Below are 14,411 nucleotides of genomic sequence, written 5' to 3'. Positions count from 1 at the left end.
CACGGCTGCCGCTTCCGTTCAGCGCCGAACCCCGAACGTGGGATACCGTTCCACCGATCACAGGAGGTCCGAATGTCCTTGACGGTACACACGGAACAGCGCGGCGACGTCGTCGTCGTATCGGTCGCGGGCGAGCTGGACATGGCGACGGCACCGCAGCTCCAGGACCAGATCACGGATCTGCTGGACAAGGGTCGCAGCCGCCTCGTCTTCGACCTGGCCGACGTCTCGTTCTGCGACTCGACCGGGCTGTCCGTGTTCGTGCGCGCCAAGAACGGCTGCGACGAGGCCGGCGGCGTGGTCCGGCTGGCCGCCCCGCAGCGCGGCGTGCTGCGCATCCTGGAGGTCAGCGGGCTGGTCGAGGTGCTGCACACCTACCCGACGGTCGAGCAGGCCGTCGCGGGCGACCCCACGCCGGCCTCCTCCTGACCCGCCCCCTCAGCGCTCGTCCTCGATGAACCGGGGACGGGCGATCGCCAGGCCCGCGACGGTCTGCACGGCCAGGGCGGCGAGCAGGAACCCGATCGGCGCGGTCCACCCGCCGGTCGCCTCGTAGAGGATGCCGACCAGCAGCGGGCCGAGCGCGGCGATCACGTACCCGGTGCTCTGCGCGAAGGCGGACAGCGCCACCGTCCCCTCGGCCGTGCGGGCGCGCAGCCCGATGGTGGTCAGGATCAGCGGGAACGCGCCCTGGCCGAGGGCGAGCAGGGCGACCCAGAGCAGCGCGGCGTCGTGCGGCGCGAGCGCCAGCCCCAGGTAGGCCGCCGTGGAGAACGCGGTCAGCCCGAGCACCAGCGGGCGCAGCGTCCGCAGCCGGCCGGCCAGCGCCGGCATCAGCAGCGCGACCGGCACGCCGAGCGCGGTCACCCCGGCCAGCAGCAGCCCGGCCGTCTCCGGCGCGAAGTCGGCATCCCGGAAGAGCTGGGCCAGCCAGCCCATGATCGCGTACCCGCTCAGCGACTGCGCCCCGAAGTAGACCGCCATCGCCCAGCCGAGCCGGGTCCGCGCGGGCCGGACCCGGGCCGGCGCGGCGGCGGCCACCGTCGGGGTCCCGGCCCGGCGCGCGGCGCGGGCCCGCAGCGCCAGGGGCACCCACGGGATCACGGCCACCGCGGCCAGCGCGGCCCAGACGCCGAGCCCGGCCCGCCAGGAGCCGAAGGCGTGCGCGACCGGCACGGCCGAGGCGGCGGCCACCGTCGTGCCCACCGTCAGCGCCATCGTGTACGCCCCGGTGACCAGCCCGGTGCGGTGCGGGAAGTGCTGCTTGACCAGCATGGGCAGCAGGATGTTCGCCACCGCGATGCCGGCCAGCGCGAGCGCGCTGGTGGCCACGAAGACCAGCGCCGAGTCGGTGACCACCCGCAGCACCTGCCCGACGGCCAGGGACGCCATGGCGACCACCAGCACCCGGGCCGGGGCGAACCGGCGGACCAGCCACGGGGTCAGCGCGCCGAGCCCGGCGAACGCGATGGTCGGCAGGGTGGTGACGAACCCGGCCATCGCCCCGGAGAGCCCGAGGCCGGTGCGGACCTCGTCGAGCAGGGCACCGAGGCTGGTCACGGCGGCGCGCAGGTTGAGCGCGACCAGCAGCATGCCGACCAGCACCAGCAGCCCGCCGGTCACCGGCCGCCCCGTCGGGACCGGGGCCGTGGCGGCGTCGGTGGCCGGGGTCATGTCGGCGGTCGGGCTGGGCCGGTCGGGCACGGTGACGGGGTCCTCGATGGCGGTCGGTGGCGGGGTCATGACCTTCAACCTACAATCATGGGATGAATTTCGGACGGGTGATGTAACCAGTGACACCGCCGGTGAATTCCGTGCCCGTGCCGCCCCGGGGCCACCGGGTCCGGCAGACGATCGAGCAGCTCCGGTCCCGCATCCTCGGCGGGGAGTGGCCGGTGGGCGGGCGCATCCCGACCGAACCACAGCTCGTCGCCGCGCTCGGGGTGGGGCGCAACACAGTCCGCGAGGCGGTCCGCGCCCTGGTGCACGGCGGGGTGCTGGAGTGCCGTCAGGGCTCCGGCACGTACGTGGTGTCGACCGACGAGCTGGCCCCGGTGGTGGCCCGCCGGCTCACCGACGACCGGATGGCCGAGGTGGTCGAGGTGCGCCGCGCCTTCGAGGTGGAGGCCGCCCGGCTCGCCGCGCTGCGGCGTACCCCGGAGGACCTGGCCGCCCTCGACGGCGCGCTCGCCGCCCGGGAGGCCGCCTGGCGCGCGGGCCGGGTCGGCGAGTTCGTCGAGGCTGACGCGGCGCTGCACACGGCGGTGGTGGCCGCCGCGCACAACGCCATGCTCGCCGAGCTGTACGCCTCGGTCGGCACGGCGCTGCGCAGCACGATCACCCAGGCGATGGGCGACGCGCTGGAGCCCGAGCGGTACGTGGACCACGCCCGGCTGGTGGACGCGATCCGCGACGGCGACCCGATCGCGGCGGCCCGTGAGGCCGGTGCTTTTCTGGAGCCCTCCCCGGGGGCATAGGTTGCCCCGGACGGTTAACCGGACACCACGGGAGTACGGATGCTCAAGGGCTTCAAAGACTTCATCATGCGCGGAAACGTCGTCGACCTCGCGGTCGGCGTCGTCATCGGCGCCGCGTTCACGGGCGTGGTAACCCAGCTCACCAAGTCGTTCCTGGAACCCCTGGTCAGGGTCCTGATCGTGCTGATCACCGGCAACCCGAAGGGACTTGAGGGATCGACCCCCAAGTTCCGGGGCATCCCGTTCGACTGGGTGGCGTTCGTCAACGCGGCGATCACCTTCGCGCTCACCGCGGCGGCGCTGTACTTCCTGGTCGTCTACCCGATGAACAGGCTCGCCGAGCGGCGCAAGCGCGGCGAGGAGCCGCCGCCGTCGGCCCCCAGCGAGGAGGTCAAGCTGCTCACCGAGATCCGGGACGCGCTGATCGCCGCCGGCCACGCCACCCCGGGCCAGCAGCGGGGTGCCCTGGACGACGTGCTCGGACGCCGCCCGGAGCCCCCGGCCCCGCGCTGAGCCCCGGGCCGCGACACCAGCCCGCCCACCCGGCAGCACATCGGCCCCCACGGGAATCCCGTGGGGGCCGACCTGTTTCGTACACGTGTTCGATAGGGTCCGGTCATGGAGCAGCGGAAGCACTGGTGGAACGGCAAGTGGGGGCGGCTGGCGCGGCGGGACGTCTTCCTCCGGGTGAACGGCGACCGGTGGCACGTCGAGCAGCGGGCCGGCGGCGCCGAGGGCGCCTCCCAGTTCTACGAGTACCCGAGCGTCGAGGAGGCGGAGGAGACCGTCCGCGCGCTGCTCGCCGGGGCCGACGGCTGGCGCGAGCTGTCCCCCCGCCCGCCGGACGCGTGGCAACCGACACCCGGCGCACGCCCCTGACCGGGGCTGCGTTTAGCCGGCGGCCGGTCAGGGAACCGCGCCAGGATGGAGCAGCAGGGCACCGATCAGCAGACGACCATCTCCCGCGTCACCACCGGGATGCCGGTGGTCGACGTGACCGGGGCGGAGGTCGGCACCGTGGACCTCGTCCAGCGGGGCGACCCGAACGCGGTGACCGTGCAGGCGCCCGCCGCAGACCCCGGCGGCAGCCTGGACGAGTTGATCGAGTCGGCGGCGGTCGAGGAGCCGGACGTGCCGGCCGACCTGGCCGCCCGCCTGCTGCGCACCGGATACCTGAAGGTCTCCACCGACCTCGCCCCGACCGGCGCCGTCTACGTGCTGGCCGACCAGATCGCCGGCGTCGCCGACGGCCGGGTACGCCTCGACGTCCCCGCCACGAGCCTCCCCGCGGAGGAATAGGCCAGCCCCTATGGTGGACCGATGTACATCCTGATCGGGGAGCAGCAGACCGAGGCGGTCGACGCGGACGAGCAACGGGCCCGGTTCGCGCACATGGCGGACGTGGTGCGGCGCAGCCCCGGGTTCGTGCGCGGCTGGTGGGGGCTGGACGACACCGACCGGGAGGCCGCCCACGTGCTGGTCGCCCTCGACACCCTCGAAAACGCCCGCGCGCTGCGCCGCATGGTCGAGGAGAACGTGTCGGGGGTCCGGCTACGGATCATGGAGGTCGGCGTGTCCGCCGAGGCGGACTGATCCCACCGTCTCTCCGACGTGAAGTCGGCCTACTCGCTCGCTCGGACAGCCGGGGCCGGGGCGTCCGGGGTCGAGCCGTCCGGGGTCGGGGCGTCCGGGTTGGGGGTCGAGCCGTCCGGGGTCGGGGCGTCCGGGGTCGGGCGGCGGCGGAAGAGGAGCAGCATCAGCCAGCCGGCGAGCAGCCCCCAGAACGCGCCGCCGACGCCGAGCAGGCTCACCCCGGAGGCGGTCACCACGAAGGTCACCACGGCGGCCTCCCGCGCCTGCGGGTCGGCGACCGCCGCCGACACCGCGCCGGCCAACGCGGCGAGCAGCGCGAGCCCGGCCACCGCCTCGATCAGCACCGGCGGGGAGAGCAGCACCAGGGCGGTGGCGACGCCCGCGCCGAGGCCGAGCAGGGCCATCCCCACCCCGGCGGTGACCGAGGCCACCCAGCGGCGCTCCGGGTCCGGATGGGCGTCCGGTCCGGCGGCCAGCGCGGCGGTGATCGCGGCCAGGTTGACCGCGTGCCCGCCGACCGGGGCACCGAGGGCGCTGGCCAGGCCGGTGACGCGCAGCGCAGCGCCGAGCGGCGGCCGGTAGCCGTAGCCGCGCAGCACCGCCATCCCGGGGACGTTCTGCGCGGCCATGGTGACCAGGAAGAGGGGGAGCGCCAGCCCGACCACCGCCGGGACCGTCCACTCGGGCGCGGTGAGGGTGAACACCGGCTTCAGGCCGTGCGCGCCGATCCCGCCCGGCGTGGTCAGCGCGATGGCGACCGCGGCCACCACCAGCGCGGCGGGCACCGCCCAGCGGCGGGCGAACCGGTGCAGGACCAGCCAGGTGACGACCACCGGCGCGGCCAGCGCCGGCACCTCGACCAGGGCGCGGACCGGCGCGGTGCACAGCGGCAGGAGCACGCCGGCCAGCATCGCGCTGGCGATCGGGCCGGGGATGGCGGCCACCGCCCGGCCCAGCGCCGGGAAGAGCCCGGCGGCGACGATCAGCACCCCGCACACGACGAACGCGCCGACCGCCGCCGGCCAGCCGCCAGGGACCGGACCGGTGGCCGCCAGCAGCGCCGCGCCGGGGGTGGACCAGGCGATCGCCATCGGCAGCCGGTGCCGCAGCCCCAGCCACACCGCGCAGACACCGGACGCGACGCTGACCGCGAGCAGCCCAGAGGCGGCCTGGCTCTCGTCGGCGCCGACGACGCGCAGCCCGGCGAGCACCACGGTGAACGAGCTGGCGAAGCCCACGAGTGCGGTCACCAGCCCGGCGAGCACGGGTTGCAGCAGGCCGACCACGTCTCCCCCTCCGCTGTTCCGTTTACGGAACGGAAGCGTGTAGCACGATAGCGGGGTGGAACCGTCAGCACCAGCCCGGGGAATGGGCGTCGACACCGGCGTCGAGACGGTGGGCCGCCGGGTGCGCGCCCTGCGCGAGGAGCGGGGAATGTCGCTGTCCACCCTGGCCCGGCTGGCCGGGGTCGGGAAGGCCACCCTCTCCGGCCTGGAGAACAACACCCGCAACCCCACGCTGGAGACGCTCTACGCGATCACCGCCCAGCTCGGGGTGCCGCTGACCGCCGTACTCGCCGGGCCGGCCGCGACCCCGACGGTCCGGGGCGCGGCGGTGAGTGCCACCCTGCTGGAGGTCTTCACCGACACCGACGCGACGTACGAGCTGTACCGGATGCGCGTCGCCCCCGGGCCCGGCCAGCTCTCGCCCGCGCACCAGCCGGGGGTCACCGAGCACATCACGGTCTTCGCCGGGGTGCTCCGCGCCGGGCCGGTGGACGCCCCGCTGACCGCCGGCGTCGGCGGCCACCTGCGCTGGACCTCGGACGTGCCGCACAGCTACGCGGCGGCCGGCGAAGAGGAGGTGTGGGCGAGCCTCCTGCTGCGCTACCCCCGCCGCTGACCGCCCGCCGCCGCACCGTATCGCCGCACCGCGCCGGCCACACCGCACCGCCGCACCTCGCCGGCCGCACCGCCGGGTCCGGGGCCGGAGTCAGGCCTGCCGGGCCGGTAGCCGGTGCTGGACGGCCCATAGCGCCGCCTCGGTGCGCGACGCCGACCCGGTCTTGCGCAGCAGGTTGGACACGTGCACGGTCACCGTCCGCACCGAGATCCCCAACGCCCGGGCGGCCTGCTTGTTGGACATGCCCGCGACCAGGCAGGCGAGCACCTCGACCTCCCGGCCGGTCAGCTCGGCATTGAGCGGGAGCAGATCGGCCGGAAGCAGGGCAGCGGGCGGGTACGCCGCGTCGGGCGGGGCCGCGGCGCGCGGCGCGGGGGTGCCCGGGTGCTCCGACAGCGGCCGGCGCAGCAGGGCGTCCGGCCCCTGGCCGGAGTGCGCGGCGAGCAACTCGGTCAGCACGTACGGGTTGCCGCCGGTCCGCCGCCACACAGCGGTCGCCAGCCGGCGGGATGGGCGCGTCCCCTCGTACACCTGGTTCAGCACCTCGGCGACCTCGGCCGGGCCGAGCGGGCCGAGGTGCTGGCGGACGGCGCCGCGTACCCCGCAGAACCGGGACAGGGCGCGGGCGGCGAGGTCCGGCGCGACGGCGTCCGCTGCGGGCCGGCTCGCCACCAGCAGCAGCGCCGGCAGGTCGGGCGCGGTGGCCAGCTCGCCGACCAGGTTCAGGCTGGCCGGGTCGAGGGCGTGCAGGTCCTCCACCACCAGCAACGCCGGGCCGGCGCCGACCAGCAGCCGGACCGTACGCACGGCCAGCCGCAGCAGCGTGCCCGGGGCGTACCGTTCGCGGGGGGCGGTGGGCTGCTGGGCGAGCCAGGCGAGCGCGTCGGGCGGCAGGTCGAGGCGGCTGGTGTCCCGCCCGCTGAGCACCGCGGCGAGCCAGTCGTACGGGGCCGGGCTGTGCACCCGCGCGGCCCCGCTGAGCACCACCGCCGGCCGTGGCGCGAAGCCGTCCAGGGCCGCCGCCACCAGCAAACTCTTGCCGACGCCCGCCGCGCCGGTGAGCACCGCGACCGCTGGGCCGGGCCGACCGCCGAGCGCCAGCGTGGACCACGCCCGGTCGAGCTCGGCAAGCTCACCGGCGCGCCCGACCATGGGGACCGGCATCATTCTTTTCACCCTACGCAGTAGTGCGTAGAGACGGCGGGAGGGTCTTCTTGGCAAGCTTGTCGTATGAAACTGATCCTCCGCTCGGCAATCCTCAACGACGTCGGCCTGGTTCGGACCAACAACGAGGACTCCGCCCTCGCCGGTGACCGTCTGGTCGCGGTCGCCGACGGCATGGGTGGCCTGCCGGCCGGCGAGGTGGCGAGCGAGATCGTCATCCGGATCCTCGACGAGCTGAACCCGCCGACCACCACCGAGGGCGCCACCGACGCGCTACGGTCCGTCGTGAGCACCGCCAACCGGCGCATCCGGGCCGCCATCTCCGTCGACCCGGCCCGCGAGGGCATGGGCACCACCCTCACGGCCGGCCTGCTCGCCGGGGACGTGCTGGTCCTCGCCCAGGTCGGGGACTCCCGCTGCTATTTGCTGCGCAACGACGAGTTGACCCAGCTCACCCGCGACGACACCTTCGTCCAGACGCTGGTCGACCAGGGCACGCTCTCCCCGGCCCAGGCCCGGCACCATCCGCAGCGCTCGCTGGTGACCCGGGCCGTGCAGGGCGCGGACGCGCCCCCGGCGGTCGGCGCGCTCACCGTCTTCGCCGGCGACCGGCTGCTCCTGTGCAGCGACGGCCTGTCGGACTACGTGGACGACGGGTCGATCGCCGCCGCCCTGGCCATGTACGGCGACCGTCAGCACTGCGGCGAGCAGCTCGTGAAGCTCGCCCACCAGGCCGGCGCCCCGGACAACGTCACCGTCGTCGTCTCCGACGTCACCGCAGCCTGACCGCTCACCCCGTCCGGGCCGACCGGGCCACCTCGACGGGCCCGGGCGACCGGCGAATGCGGTTGCGCCGGCCCGGCGGGCGGGTTGGGATGGGGGATGCATATCCGGCGGGTGACCAACACCGAGCGCTCCAGCACCTCCTTCCCGCTCCAGGCGTACGCCTTCGAGGCGTCGCCGAAGCGACCCGAGCGGGCCGAGGAGTTCGGCCGCTACCTGCCGTACGGCGAGGCCAACCGCACCCTGATTGCCGAGGAGGGCGGCGAGACCCTCGCCGTGGTCTCCGCCATCCCGATGCGGCAGAACCTGCGCGGTGCGGTGCTGCCGATGGCCGGCGTCGCCGGGGTGGCCACCCATCCGCTGGCCCGCCGGCGCGGGCACGTCCGGGCCCTGCTGCACCGGCTGCTCGACGAGATGCGCGACGAGGGGCACCTGGTGAGCGCGTTGTACCCGTTCCGCGCCTCGTTCTACGAGCGGTTCGGCTACGTCGGGCTGCCCCGGTCCCGCACGGTCACCTTCACGCCGGCGGACCTGGCCCCGCTGCTGCGCGCCGACCTGCCCGGCGAGCTGAGCTGGGAACGGACCGGCACCGGGTACGCCGCCCACCGCGCCTTCACCGAGCGCTGCCTGGCCGAGCGGCACGGCTTCGCGCTCTTCCCCGAGACCCGGGCGGTGTGGCTGCGCGACGACGACGACCGGTGGCTGGTCACCGCCCGCGTGGACGGCGCGACGGTCGGCGTGCTGACGTACCGGATCGACGACCACGGCGGCGAGCTGGCCGGCGACGACCTGCTGGTCGCCGACCCGTACGCCCGGGCGCTGATCCTTCAGTTCCTGGCCCGGCACGTCGACCAGGTCGGCCGGGTGCGGCTGCGGGTGGCCGCCGACGAGCTGCCCGAGCTGTGGCTCACCGACCTGGCCGTGCACGTCGAGGCCCGGGTCGCCCGACCGGGGTCGGCGGCGCCGATGGCCCGGCTGCTCTCGCTGGACGCGCTGTCCGGCCTCCCCGCCGGGCCCGGCCGGGCCCGGATCTCGCTGACCGGGGACCGCTGGCTGGGCGGCAGCCATTTGCTCGACGGCACCACCGGCCGGCTGGAACTGGTGGCCGACGACGCCACCGGTGCCGTGCCGACCGCGACGCTCACGGCGGCCGGGCTCTCCGCCCTTGCGTACGGGGTGCTGGACCCGGCGGAGGTGGACGTCCGTGGCCTCGGCCAGGTGCCGGCCGACGCCGCCGTCGAGCTGCGCCGCCTCTTCCCCCGCCGACTCCCTTACCTGTACGCGGACTTCTGACCCCGAGACTGGCCCTGATCAGGGATCAGGAGAGGGCGGAGGCCCGGCCGTCAGACGTCGATTCGAGGGCAAAGGTGTTGCCGTCTGGATCCTGGAACCACGCGATACGTCCACCGCCGGCCCGAGGGGTGATTCCCTTGGCGTCATGTTCGAACTGGTCGTATCGGATGAACTCGACGCCGGACGCGACGAGCTCGTCAACGATCTGGTCGATATCGTCGACATACCATGTCGCCAGTGTCGCCGGGCTCTTTCCAGCAGTAATCGACTGGTATACATGAAGTGCCGCCACGCCGCCAGAACCATAGACGCGGCTGCCGCCGGCGATGTTGGCGCTGGGGCCTGACTGCAGCGCCCGTAGGCCCAGTTTGCCTTCGTAGAACGCGACCGCCCGTTGAATGTCGGACACGGCGATCGAAGTTCTGAGGTGATACGTGCTCAACGGCATGATCCACTGTCGCACACGCGGGCGGGTGAATCGGGCTGGCTAGCCGCCGGGACACCGCCCACGAGGAGCGGTATCGGATTGCCAGGCGATACGGACTCCTGACCGGTTTCCGCCGCCCAGCGTTCGGGTAGCGTTCCGCGAATGCCGGAGTGGTTGCAGGCGGGTGGCTGGGGTCTGCTGGCCGGGTCGGCCCTGCTGGTCGGGGCGGCGCTGGGCTGGTTCGTGCCGGTCCCGCGACGGGTCGTCGCGTCCGTCATGGCCTTCGGGGCGGGGGTGCTGCTCTCCGCGGTCTCCTTCGAGCTGGTCGCCGAGGCGCACGAGCTGGGCGGGCTGCTGCCGACGGCGATCGGCGCGGCGGGCGGCGCGTTGGCGTACACCGGGGCGAACGTGCTGCTGGCCCGGCGCGGCGCGCGGCACCGCAAGCGCTCCGGCGACCAGCCCTCGGAGGGGCAGGAGCCCGGGTCCGGGTCGGCGATGGCGGTGGGGGCGCTGCTCGACGGCATCCCCGAGTCCGTGGTGATCGGCGCGAGCCTGCTCACCGGCGGGGCGGTCAGCGCGGTCACGGTGATCGCGGTGTTCCTCAGCAACGTGCCGGAGGGGCTGTCCAGCGCGGCGGGGATGCGTCGGGCCGGCCGCACCCGCCGGTACGTCTTCCTCCTGTGGACCGGGATCGCCCTGGTGAGCGGCCTAGCGGCGCTGGCCGGGTACACCCTGCTGGGCGGCGCGCCCCCGGAGGTGCTCGCCGCGATCACCGCGCTGGCGGCCGGCGCGATCCTCGCCATGATCACCGACACCATGGTCCCCGAGGCGTTCGAGGACGCCCACCTGCTGGTCGGCCTGATCACGGTGCTGGGCTTCCTGGTGGCCTTCGCCCTGTCCCACGCCTGAGCCCTCCGGCGTGGATGGGCAGCGACGGGCGGTCAGTACGGGTTGCCGTGCCCGGCAGGGCGGGCCTTCAGCAGGCCGGCCGGGCGGCCCGGAAGATCCGGGTCGGCGGACATCGGCGGGCTGTCGGTGTGGCCGCCGTGGGCCATGCCGGCGAAGAGGTCGCGCAGGGCAGTCAGCCCGTCCACCCTCGGCTGCCAGCCCAGCTCGGCCTCGGCCCGCGCGCTGGACATCAGCGGCGCGTTCAGGCCCAGCTCCACCCAGCCGGCGTCGACCGGTTGCAGCCGGGCCAGCCAGGTCAGCGCCGCCGCGCCGCGCAGCAGCGGGGCGGCCACCGGCACCGTCCAGCCGTGGAAGTGCCGGGCCACCAACTCCGGCGTGAGCACCGGATCGGCCGCCAGGTTGAACGCGCCGCGCGCGTCGCCGAGCAGCGCCCGGGCGTACGCGTCGGCCACGTCGTCGGCGTGCACCGCCTGCATCCGCAGCCGACGGTGGCTGGGCACCAGCGGGATGCGGCCGTACCGGAGCAGGCGCACAGGGGCCAGCGGCCCGAGGAAGTAGCGGGTGATCTCGGTGCCGGCGTCCCGCTGGAAGATCAGCCCCGGCCGCATCCGCACCACCCGCAGCTCCGGATGCTCCCGCTCGACGTGGTCGAGCAGCGCCTCCACCTCCGCCTTGTCCCGGCTGTACGACGAGCCGGGCACCCCGGTCACCGGCCAGCGCTCGCTGATTGGCTGGTCCTTCGGGCCGGAGGCGTACGCGCCCACGGAGGAGGCGTACACGAGGGCGGGCACCTTCGCGCGGAGCACCCCGTCGACCACGGCCCGGCTGCCGCCCACGTTGGTGCGGTGCAGCACCCGCTGGTCGTGGCTGGGCTGGATCTGCCAGGCCAGGTGCACCACCGCGTCCGCCCCGGCGAAGACCGCCCCCAGTTGTTCGGCCGCCCCCGGTGCCCCGATGTCGCAGGAGTGCCACTCCAGTCCGTCGTACGGCTCGCCGACGTTCGGCCCGGGCAGCCTGCGGGCCACCCCGACCAGCTCCACGTCCCGCTCCCGGCGCAGCCGGCGCAACAGGGCGGTACCGGCGTTCCCGCTCGCACCCACCACCGCGATCCGCATGCCTGGCCCGGTACCCGTTGCGCCGGTCGTGAACCCCCCGGTTCTCCTGCTCGCCGCGACCGTCAGGGGCGGGGCGCGGTGCGAGCCCAGCTCTGCCGCTGACGCCGATCCCGGCTGCCACCGCTGGCGGCCAGGCAACGCGGGCAGACATACCCCACCGAGTCGGCCTCGGTGAGCACGTCCGTGGAGGAGTAGTCGAACCGGACGTGCGGGAAGCGGCGCAGCCGGGTCCGGCTCAGCGGCAGCCCGCAGAGCGTCTGGTTCTGGCCGGGCAGCCAGGCGTGCGCCTCGCCGCCGGGTCGGCGTACGCCGTCGGGACCGATCTCCTCGCTCGACGCCGCCACCGCCGGGGTGCTGCTGATCCTCATGCCTACCTGATTCCCCGCTTGGCGCGACCTACCCGCCTGAACCTCAGCCGGGCGTGATGCGAAAGACCGGCCAGCCGATCTCGGTACGCCACCGGTCGGCGTCCCCGGTGTCGCGGAGGCCGACGCGGTAGGTCTCGTGGACGGGCCCGTCGACGCCCAGGGCGTGCGCGACCACCCAGGCGCCGAGGCGGCCGTACGTGACGTCGATGTCGTCGCGCGGCCCCTCGTGGACGGCCACGGCGAGGTCGGCCGCCGTAAGTTCGACGACCTCGATCCGGTCGGACCCGCGCGGGACGTGCGAGCATGCGGGGATCGCCGAGGGCCGAGCACGTACCAGGAGGAACGAGTGCTGATCATCGCCGGGACGCTCCACCTCGACCCTGCTGACCGCGAGCAGTACCTTGCCGCCGTCGCCGACGTCGCCCGGCTGGCGCGATCCGCACCGGGCTGCCTCGACTTCGTCCAGTCGGCGGACCCGATCGAGCCGGATCGGATCAACATCTACGAGCGGTGGGAGTCCGACGCGGATCTCCACCACTTCCGCGACGGCGGCGGGCCCGATCCGCAGACCCCGCCGATCCGGTCCGCTGACGTCGGCAAGTACCGGATCGCCGGGATCGAGTCGCCGTAGGGCCACCAGCCGAGGGCCGAGGTGGGGGTGGAATCGCGGTTCGACCTGCGACGCCGCCAATCCGCCGGGCCTACCGTGGCGACTGCTGCGAAGGAGAGCCGCCACGGTAGCTGCGAGTCATGGGCGGGTGCCGTCGGTCTTGAGGCTGCCGGTGAAGGCGCTCCACGCGGCCGGACCGAAGCTCAGCATCCCGGCGGTGGGGGCCTTGGAATCGCGTACGTCGACCCGGGCTCCCCGGTCGCGCACCTCGACGCACTGGCCGTTGTTGCCGGACCGGCTCGACTTACGCCAGCGGTTCTGCTCCATTCCTACTCACCCCTTGATCCATTCTCGGCCCACTGCTGACATAGCGTGGTCAGGTACTGATCAGATCTTTTGCGTCCTGACAGAATTGTCGGACGGCAGGCGTACGTCGGTACGGCGTCAGGTTGCCGACCAGGTTGCGTACGTGTTTGACGCACCGCGCGGAGGTGACCTGGCCGGTGAGGGTCTCGACGGCCTGGTCACCGAGGGCGAGCGCCCGGTCCAGGTCGGCGGATTGCTGCCGAACGTAGGTGGTGGCGAGAAGGGCGTTCCGCAGTGCGCCCTCGCGGGTGCACTCGTCACCCTGCAACCGCAGCGCTGCTCGTAGATGCTCGCGGGCCCGCGGCCAGTCTTCGAGCTTGACGTAGCAGTAGCCGGCTTGCGCATGGGCCTGCGCCTCGTTGATCCAGTACGCCCAGTCGGGGTCACCGTGCTGGGGTCGACTGTCGGTGAGCCTGCCGAAGGCGCTGTCGAGGGCGCGGCGGGTATCAGTCGTCGATCCGCTGTTGGCATACGCCTCGGCGGCCCGCAGGTCGAGGATGGCCGCGACCTTCGGACTCGTGTCCGGGTAACTCGCTCGCGCGGTTTCGGCAAGGGTGACGGATTGCCGGAGCTGCCCGAGGTCCTTGGCCTGACAGGACATGAAGCCAAGAAGGTTCGCGCCAAGTCCGCGATCGCCGGCGGTCTGGGCCTGGTAGAGGCCCGCGATCCAGAACCGCTGCGCCTGGCTGTGGTGACCGCCGTCGAACGAGAGCCAGCCGGCGAGGCGCAGTAACTCGCCGGCCGTGGCGTGCAGACGCCGGCCAACAGGGTCTGTGTAGCGGCGATCACGCAGCACTCCGACCACAGTGCTGAGGTGTTGGCGGACCAAGCCGAGGGTCTGCCCGCTGCCAAGGTGATCGTCCATGCGCCGCAGGCTGGCCGTCACGGCGTCCAAGTGATCGACGACCTCGGCGGAGAGCGGTCGGCCGGCGGCCGAGGCGACGCTTTGCGGCGGCTGGGCGATCAGCCATTCGTGGGCCGGTGAGGTCAGTGCGGAACCGAGCAGAGCGAGGAACATCCGTCGCTGCATCATGCCCTCAGATTCGTTCACCACCACAGCGGCCTGCAAGGCCCCGGCCGGCGACCAGGGCAGTTCCAGTCCGGCAGAGGCGGGCACCGCCTCGAAACCGTCGTCCGGCCACCCCAGCTCATCGGGGGTGATCGGCCGCTGCAACTGCTCGGACAGCAGCGCGGCCGTCAGAGACGGCCAGGGGCTGCGGGGAAAGTCGCCTCTCTTCCACTTGTACGGCGTCTTGAGGTGCAGCCGCTCGGCGCGACCATGCCGTTCAGCGCACTCGTTGAGTCGCCGGGCGAGCTGTTCGGGCTGCCAGCCCACCTCGGCAAGCAGCCGGGTGATTGCCTCTCCGCTGGATCCCACTTCCCTCAACTCTCCGTGAGTAGCGG

General features: G+C 73.8%; 20 protein-coding genes. 11 read left to right on the top strand and 9 right to left on the bottom strand.

Annotated features, from left to right (window positions below; translation table 11 throughout):
- Positions 1-72 precede the first annotated feature (72 nt).
- Entirely contained in the window at positions 73-429 is a 357-nt protein-coding gene (locus tag ACQPZO_RS01625; protein ID WP_350883523.1) for an STAS domain-containing protein, read from the top strand.
- Between the two features lie 9 nt (positions 430-438).
- Here the strand turns inward: ACQPZO_RS01625 and ACQPZO_RS01620 are convergent, their stop codons facing one another.
- Positions 439-1,674: an MFS transporter gene (locus ACQPZO_RS01620; RefSeq protein WP_433350719.1), complete on the bottom strand. Its 1,236-nt coding sequence runs from the start codon at positions 1,672-1,674 to the stop codon at positions 439-441.
- A gap of 119 nt (positions 1,675-1,793) precedes the next feature.
- Here ACQPZO_RS01620 and ACQPZO_RS01615 point away from each other — a divergent pair, with 119 nt between their 5' ends.
- The 5 genes from ACQPZO_RS01615 to ACQPZO_RS01595 all read left to right on the top strand — a co-directional run bounded on the left by ACQPZO_RS01615 (position 1,794) and on the right by ACQPZO_RS01595 (position 4,070).
- Positions 1,794-2,477 carry a FadR/GntR family transcriptional regulator gene (locus ACQPZO_RS01615; protein ID WP_433346377.1) on the top strand — a complete coding sequence of 228 codons (684 nt, stop codon included), beginning with the start codon at positions 1,794-1,796 and terminating at the stop codon, positions 2,475-2,477.
- Positions 2,478-2,516: 39 nt separating this feature from the next.
- Positions 2,517-2,990: a large conductance mechanosensitive channel protein MscL gene (mscL, locus tag ACQPZO_RS01610; RefSeq protein WP_433346375.1), complete on the top strand. Its 474-nt coding sequence runs from the start codon at positions 2,517-2,519 to the stop codon at positions 2,988-2,990.
- Positions 2,991-3,095: 105 nt separating this feature from the next.
- Entirely contained in the window at positions 3,096-3,356 is a 261-nt protein-coding gene (locus ACQPZO_RS01605) for a hypothetical protein (protein WP_433346373.1), read from the top strand.
- A 45-nt stretch (positions 3,357-3,401) separates the two neighbouring features.
- Positions 3,402-3,776 carry a hypothetical protein gene (locus ACQPZO_RS01600; protein ID WP_433346371.1) on the top strand — a complete coding sequence of 125 codons (375 nt, stop codon included), beginning with the start codon at positions 3,402-3,404 and terminating at the stop codon, positions 3,774-3,776.
- A gap of 21 nt (positions 3,777-3,797) precedes the next feature.
- Positions 3,798-4,070 (top strand): hypothetical protein, encoded by a 273-nt coding sequence (locus ACQPZO_RS01595; RefSeq protein WP_433346369.1) that lies wholly within the window; start codon positions 3,798-3,800, stop codon positions 4,068-4,070.
- 29 nt (positions 4,071-4,099) lie between these two features.
- Here ACQPZO_RS01595 and ACQPZO_RS01590 read toward each other — a convergent pair whose 3' ends face one another.
- Positions 4,100-5,356, bottom strand: coding sequence for a benzoate/H(+) symporter BenE family transporter (locus ACQPZO_RS01590; RefSeq protein WP_433346367.1), 1,257 nt, complete (start codon positions 5,354-5,356; stop codon positions 4,100-4,102).
- A gap of 55 nt (positions 5,357-5,411) precedes the next feature.
- Here ACQPZO_RS01590 and ACQPZO_RS01585 point away from each other — a divergent pair, with 55 nt between their 5' ends.
- On the top strand, positions 5,412-5,972 hold the full coding sequence (locus ACQPZO_RS01585; RefSeq protein WP_433346365.1) for a helix-turn-helix domain-containing protein: 561 nt from the start codon (positions 5,412-5,414) through the stop codon (positions 5,970-5,972).
- A 90-nt stretch (positions 5,973-6,062) separates the two neighbouring features.
- Here ACQPZO_RS01585 and ACQPZO_RS01580 read toward each other — a convergent pair whose 3' ends face one another.
- A complete protein-coding gene (locus ACQPZO_RS01580; protein ID WP_433346363.1) occupies positions 6,063-7,139 on the bottom strand; it encodes a LuxR C-terminal-related transcriptional regulator in 1,077 nt (358 codons plus the stop codon).
- Between the two features lie 63 nt (positions 7,140-7,202).
- Here ACQPZO_RS01580 and ACQPZO_RS01575 point away from each other — a divergent pair, with 63 nt between their 5' ends.
- Positions 7,203-7,922, top strand: coding sequence for a PP2C family protein-serine/threonine phosphatase (locus tag ACQPZO_RS01575; protein ID WP_433346361.1), 720 nt, complete (start codon positions 7,203-7,205; stop codon positions 7,920-7,922).
- 96 nt (positions 7,923-8,018) lie between these two features.
- The gene (locus ACQPZO_RS01570) at positions 8,019-9,212 is read left to right on the top strand and encodes a GNAT family N-acetyltransferase (protein WP_433346359.1); all 1,194 of its coding nucleotides are present in this window, start codon (positions 8,019-8,021) and stop codon (positions 9,210-9,212) included.
- Between the two features lie 25 nt (positions 9,213-9,237).
- Here the strand turns inward: ACQPZO_RS01570 and ACQPZO_RS01565 are convergent, their stop codons facing one another.
- Positions 9,238-9,660: a VOC family protein gene (locus ACQPZO_RS01565; RefSeq protein WP_433346357.1), complete on the bottom strand. Its 423-nt coding sequence runs from the start codon at positions 9,658-9,660 to the stop codon at positions 9,238-9,240.
- A 141-nt stretch (positions 9,661-9,801) separates the two neighbouring features.
- Between ACQPZO_RS01565 and ACQPZO_RS01560 the strand changes: the two genes are divergently transcribed.
- Positions 9,802-10,548, top strand: coding sequence for a ZIP family metal transporter (locus tag ACQPZO_RS01560; protein ID WP_433346355.1), 747 nt, complete (start codon positions 9,802-9,804; stop codon positions 10,546-10,548).
- Positions 10,549-10,580: 32 nt separating this feature from the next.
- On the opposite strand, the gene ACQPZO_RS01555 is transcribed toward ACQPZO_RS01560, so the two are convergent.
- The 3 genes from ACQPZO_RS01555 to ACQPZO_RS01545 form a co-directional block, all read right to left on the bottom strand.
- Positions 10,581-11,663 carry an NAD-dependent epimerase/dehydratase family protein gene (locus ACQPZO_RS01555; RefSeq protein WP_433346353.1) on the bottom strand — a complete coding sequence of 361 codons (1,083 nt, stop codon included), beginning with the start codon at positions 11,661-11,663 and terminating at the stop codon, positions 10,581-10,583.
- A 62-nt stretch (positions 11,664-11,725) separates the two neighbouring features.
- A complete protein-coding gene (locus ACQPZO_RS01550) occupies positions 11,726-12,031 on the bottom strand; it encodes a hypothetical protein (protein WP_433346351.1) in 306 nt (101 codons plus the stop codon).
- Positions 12,032-12,074: 43 nt separating this feature from the next.
- Entirely contained in the window at positions 12,075-12,269 is a 195-nt protein-coding gene (locus tag ACQPZO_RS01545) for a hypothetical protein (RefSeq protein WP_433346349.1), read from the bottom strand.
- A 108-nt stretch (positions 12,270-12,377) separates the two neighbouring features.
- Between ACQPZO_RS01545 and ACQPZO_RS01540 the strand changes: the two genes are divergently transcribed.
- Positions 12,378-12,662: a putative quinol monooxygenase gene (locus ACQPZO_RS01540; RefSeq protein WP_433346347.1), complete on the top strand. Its 285-nt coding sequence runs from the start codon at positions 12,378-12,380 to the stop codon at positions 12,660-12,662.
- Between the two features lie 117 nt (positions 12,663-12,779).
- Here the strand turns inward: ACQPZO_RS01540 and ACQPZO_RS01535 are convergent, their stop codons facing one another.
- Positions 12,780-12,968 (bottom strand): DUF397 domain-containing protein, encoded by a 189-nt coding sequence (locus ACQPZO_RS01535; RefSeq protein ID WP_433346345.1) that lies wholly within the window; start codon positions 12,966-12,968, stop codon positions 12,780-12,782.
- Positions 12,969-13,017: 49 nt separating this feature from the next.
- Complete coding sequence (locus tag ACQPZO_RS01530) at positions 13,018-14,385, bottom strand: hypothetical protein (protein ID WP_433346343.1); 1,368 nt, start codon at positions 14,383-14,385, stop codon at positions 13,018-13,020.
- Positions 14,386-14,411: the final 26 nt, after the last annotated feature.

The organism is Micromonospora sp. CA-111912 (assembly GCF_050948415.1).
Taxonomy (GTDB): domain Bacteria; phylum Actinomycetota; class Actinomycetes; order Mycobacteriales; family Micromonosporaceae; genus Micromonospora.
Note: the sequence above shows the minus strand (reverse complement) of the source record. Positions and strands in the feature narration are given on the sequence as shown.

Coding starts and splice junctions, on each gene's coding strand:
- ACQPZO_RS01625 (WP_350883523.1), top strand. CDS start 73: ATGTCCTTGACGGTACACACGGAACAGCGCGGCGACGTCGTCGTCGTA.
- ACQPZO_RS01620 (WP_433350719.1), bottom strand. CDS start 1,674: ATGACCCCGGCCACCGACGCCGCCACGGCCCCGGTCCCGACGGGGCGG.
- mscL (WP_433346375.1), top strand. CDS start 2,517: ATGCTCAAGGGCTTCAAAGACTTCATCATGCGCGGAAACGTCGTCGAC.
- ACQPZO_RS01605 (WP_433346373.1), top strand. CDS start 3,096: ATGGAGCAGCGGAAGCACTGGTGGAACGGCAAGTGGGGGCGGCTGGCG.
- ACQPZO_RS01600 (WP_433346371.1), top strand. CDS start 3,402: ATGGAGCAGCAGGGCACCGATCAGCAGACGACCATCTCCCGCGTCACC.
- ACQPZO_RS01595 (WP_433346369.1), top strand. CDS start 3,798: ATGTACATCCTGATCGGGGAGCAGCAGACCGAGGCGGTCGACGCGGAC.
- ACQPZO_RS01580 (WP_433346363.1), bottom strand. CDS start 7,139: ATGATGCCGGTCCCCATGGTCGGGCGCGCCGGTGAGCTTGCCGAGCTC.
- ACQPZO_RS01575 (WP_433346361.1), top strand. CDS start 7,203: ATGAAACTGATCCTCCGCTCGGCAATCCTCAACGACGTCGGCCTGGTT.
- ACQPZO_RS01570 (WP_433346359.1), top strand. CDS start 8,019: ATGCATATCCGGCGGGTGACCAACACCGAGCGCTCCAGCACCTCCTTC.
- ACQPZO_RS01565 (WP_433346357.1), bottom strand. CDS start 9,660: ATGCCGTTGAGCACGTATCACCTCAGAACTTCGATCGCCGTGTCCGAC.
- ACQPZO_RS01560 (WP_433346355.1), top strand. CDS start 9,802: ATGCCGGAGTGGTTGCAGGCGGGTGGCTGGGGTCTGCTGGCCGGGTCG.
- ACQPZO_RS01555 (WP_433346353.1), bottom strand. CDS start 11,663: ATGCGGATCGCGGTGGTGGGTGCGAGCGGGAACGCCGGTACCGCCCTG.
- ACQPZO_RS01550 (WP_433346351.1), bottom strand. CDS start 12,031: ATGAGGATCAGCAGCACCCCGGCGGTGGCGGCGTCGAGCGAGGAGATC.
- ACQPZO_RS01535 (WP_433346345.1), bottom strand. CDS start 12,968: ATGGAGCAGAACCGCTGGCGTAAGTCGAGCCGGTCCGGCAACAACGGC.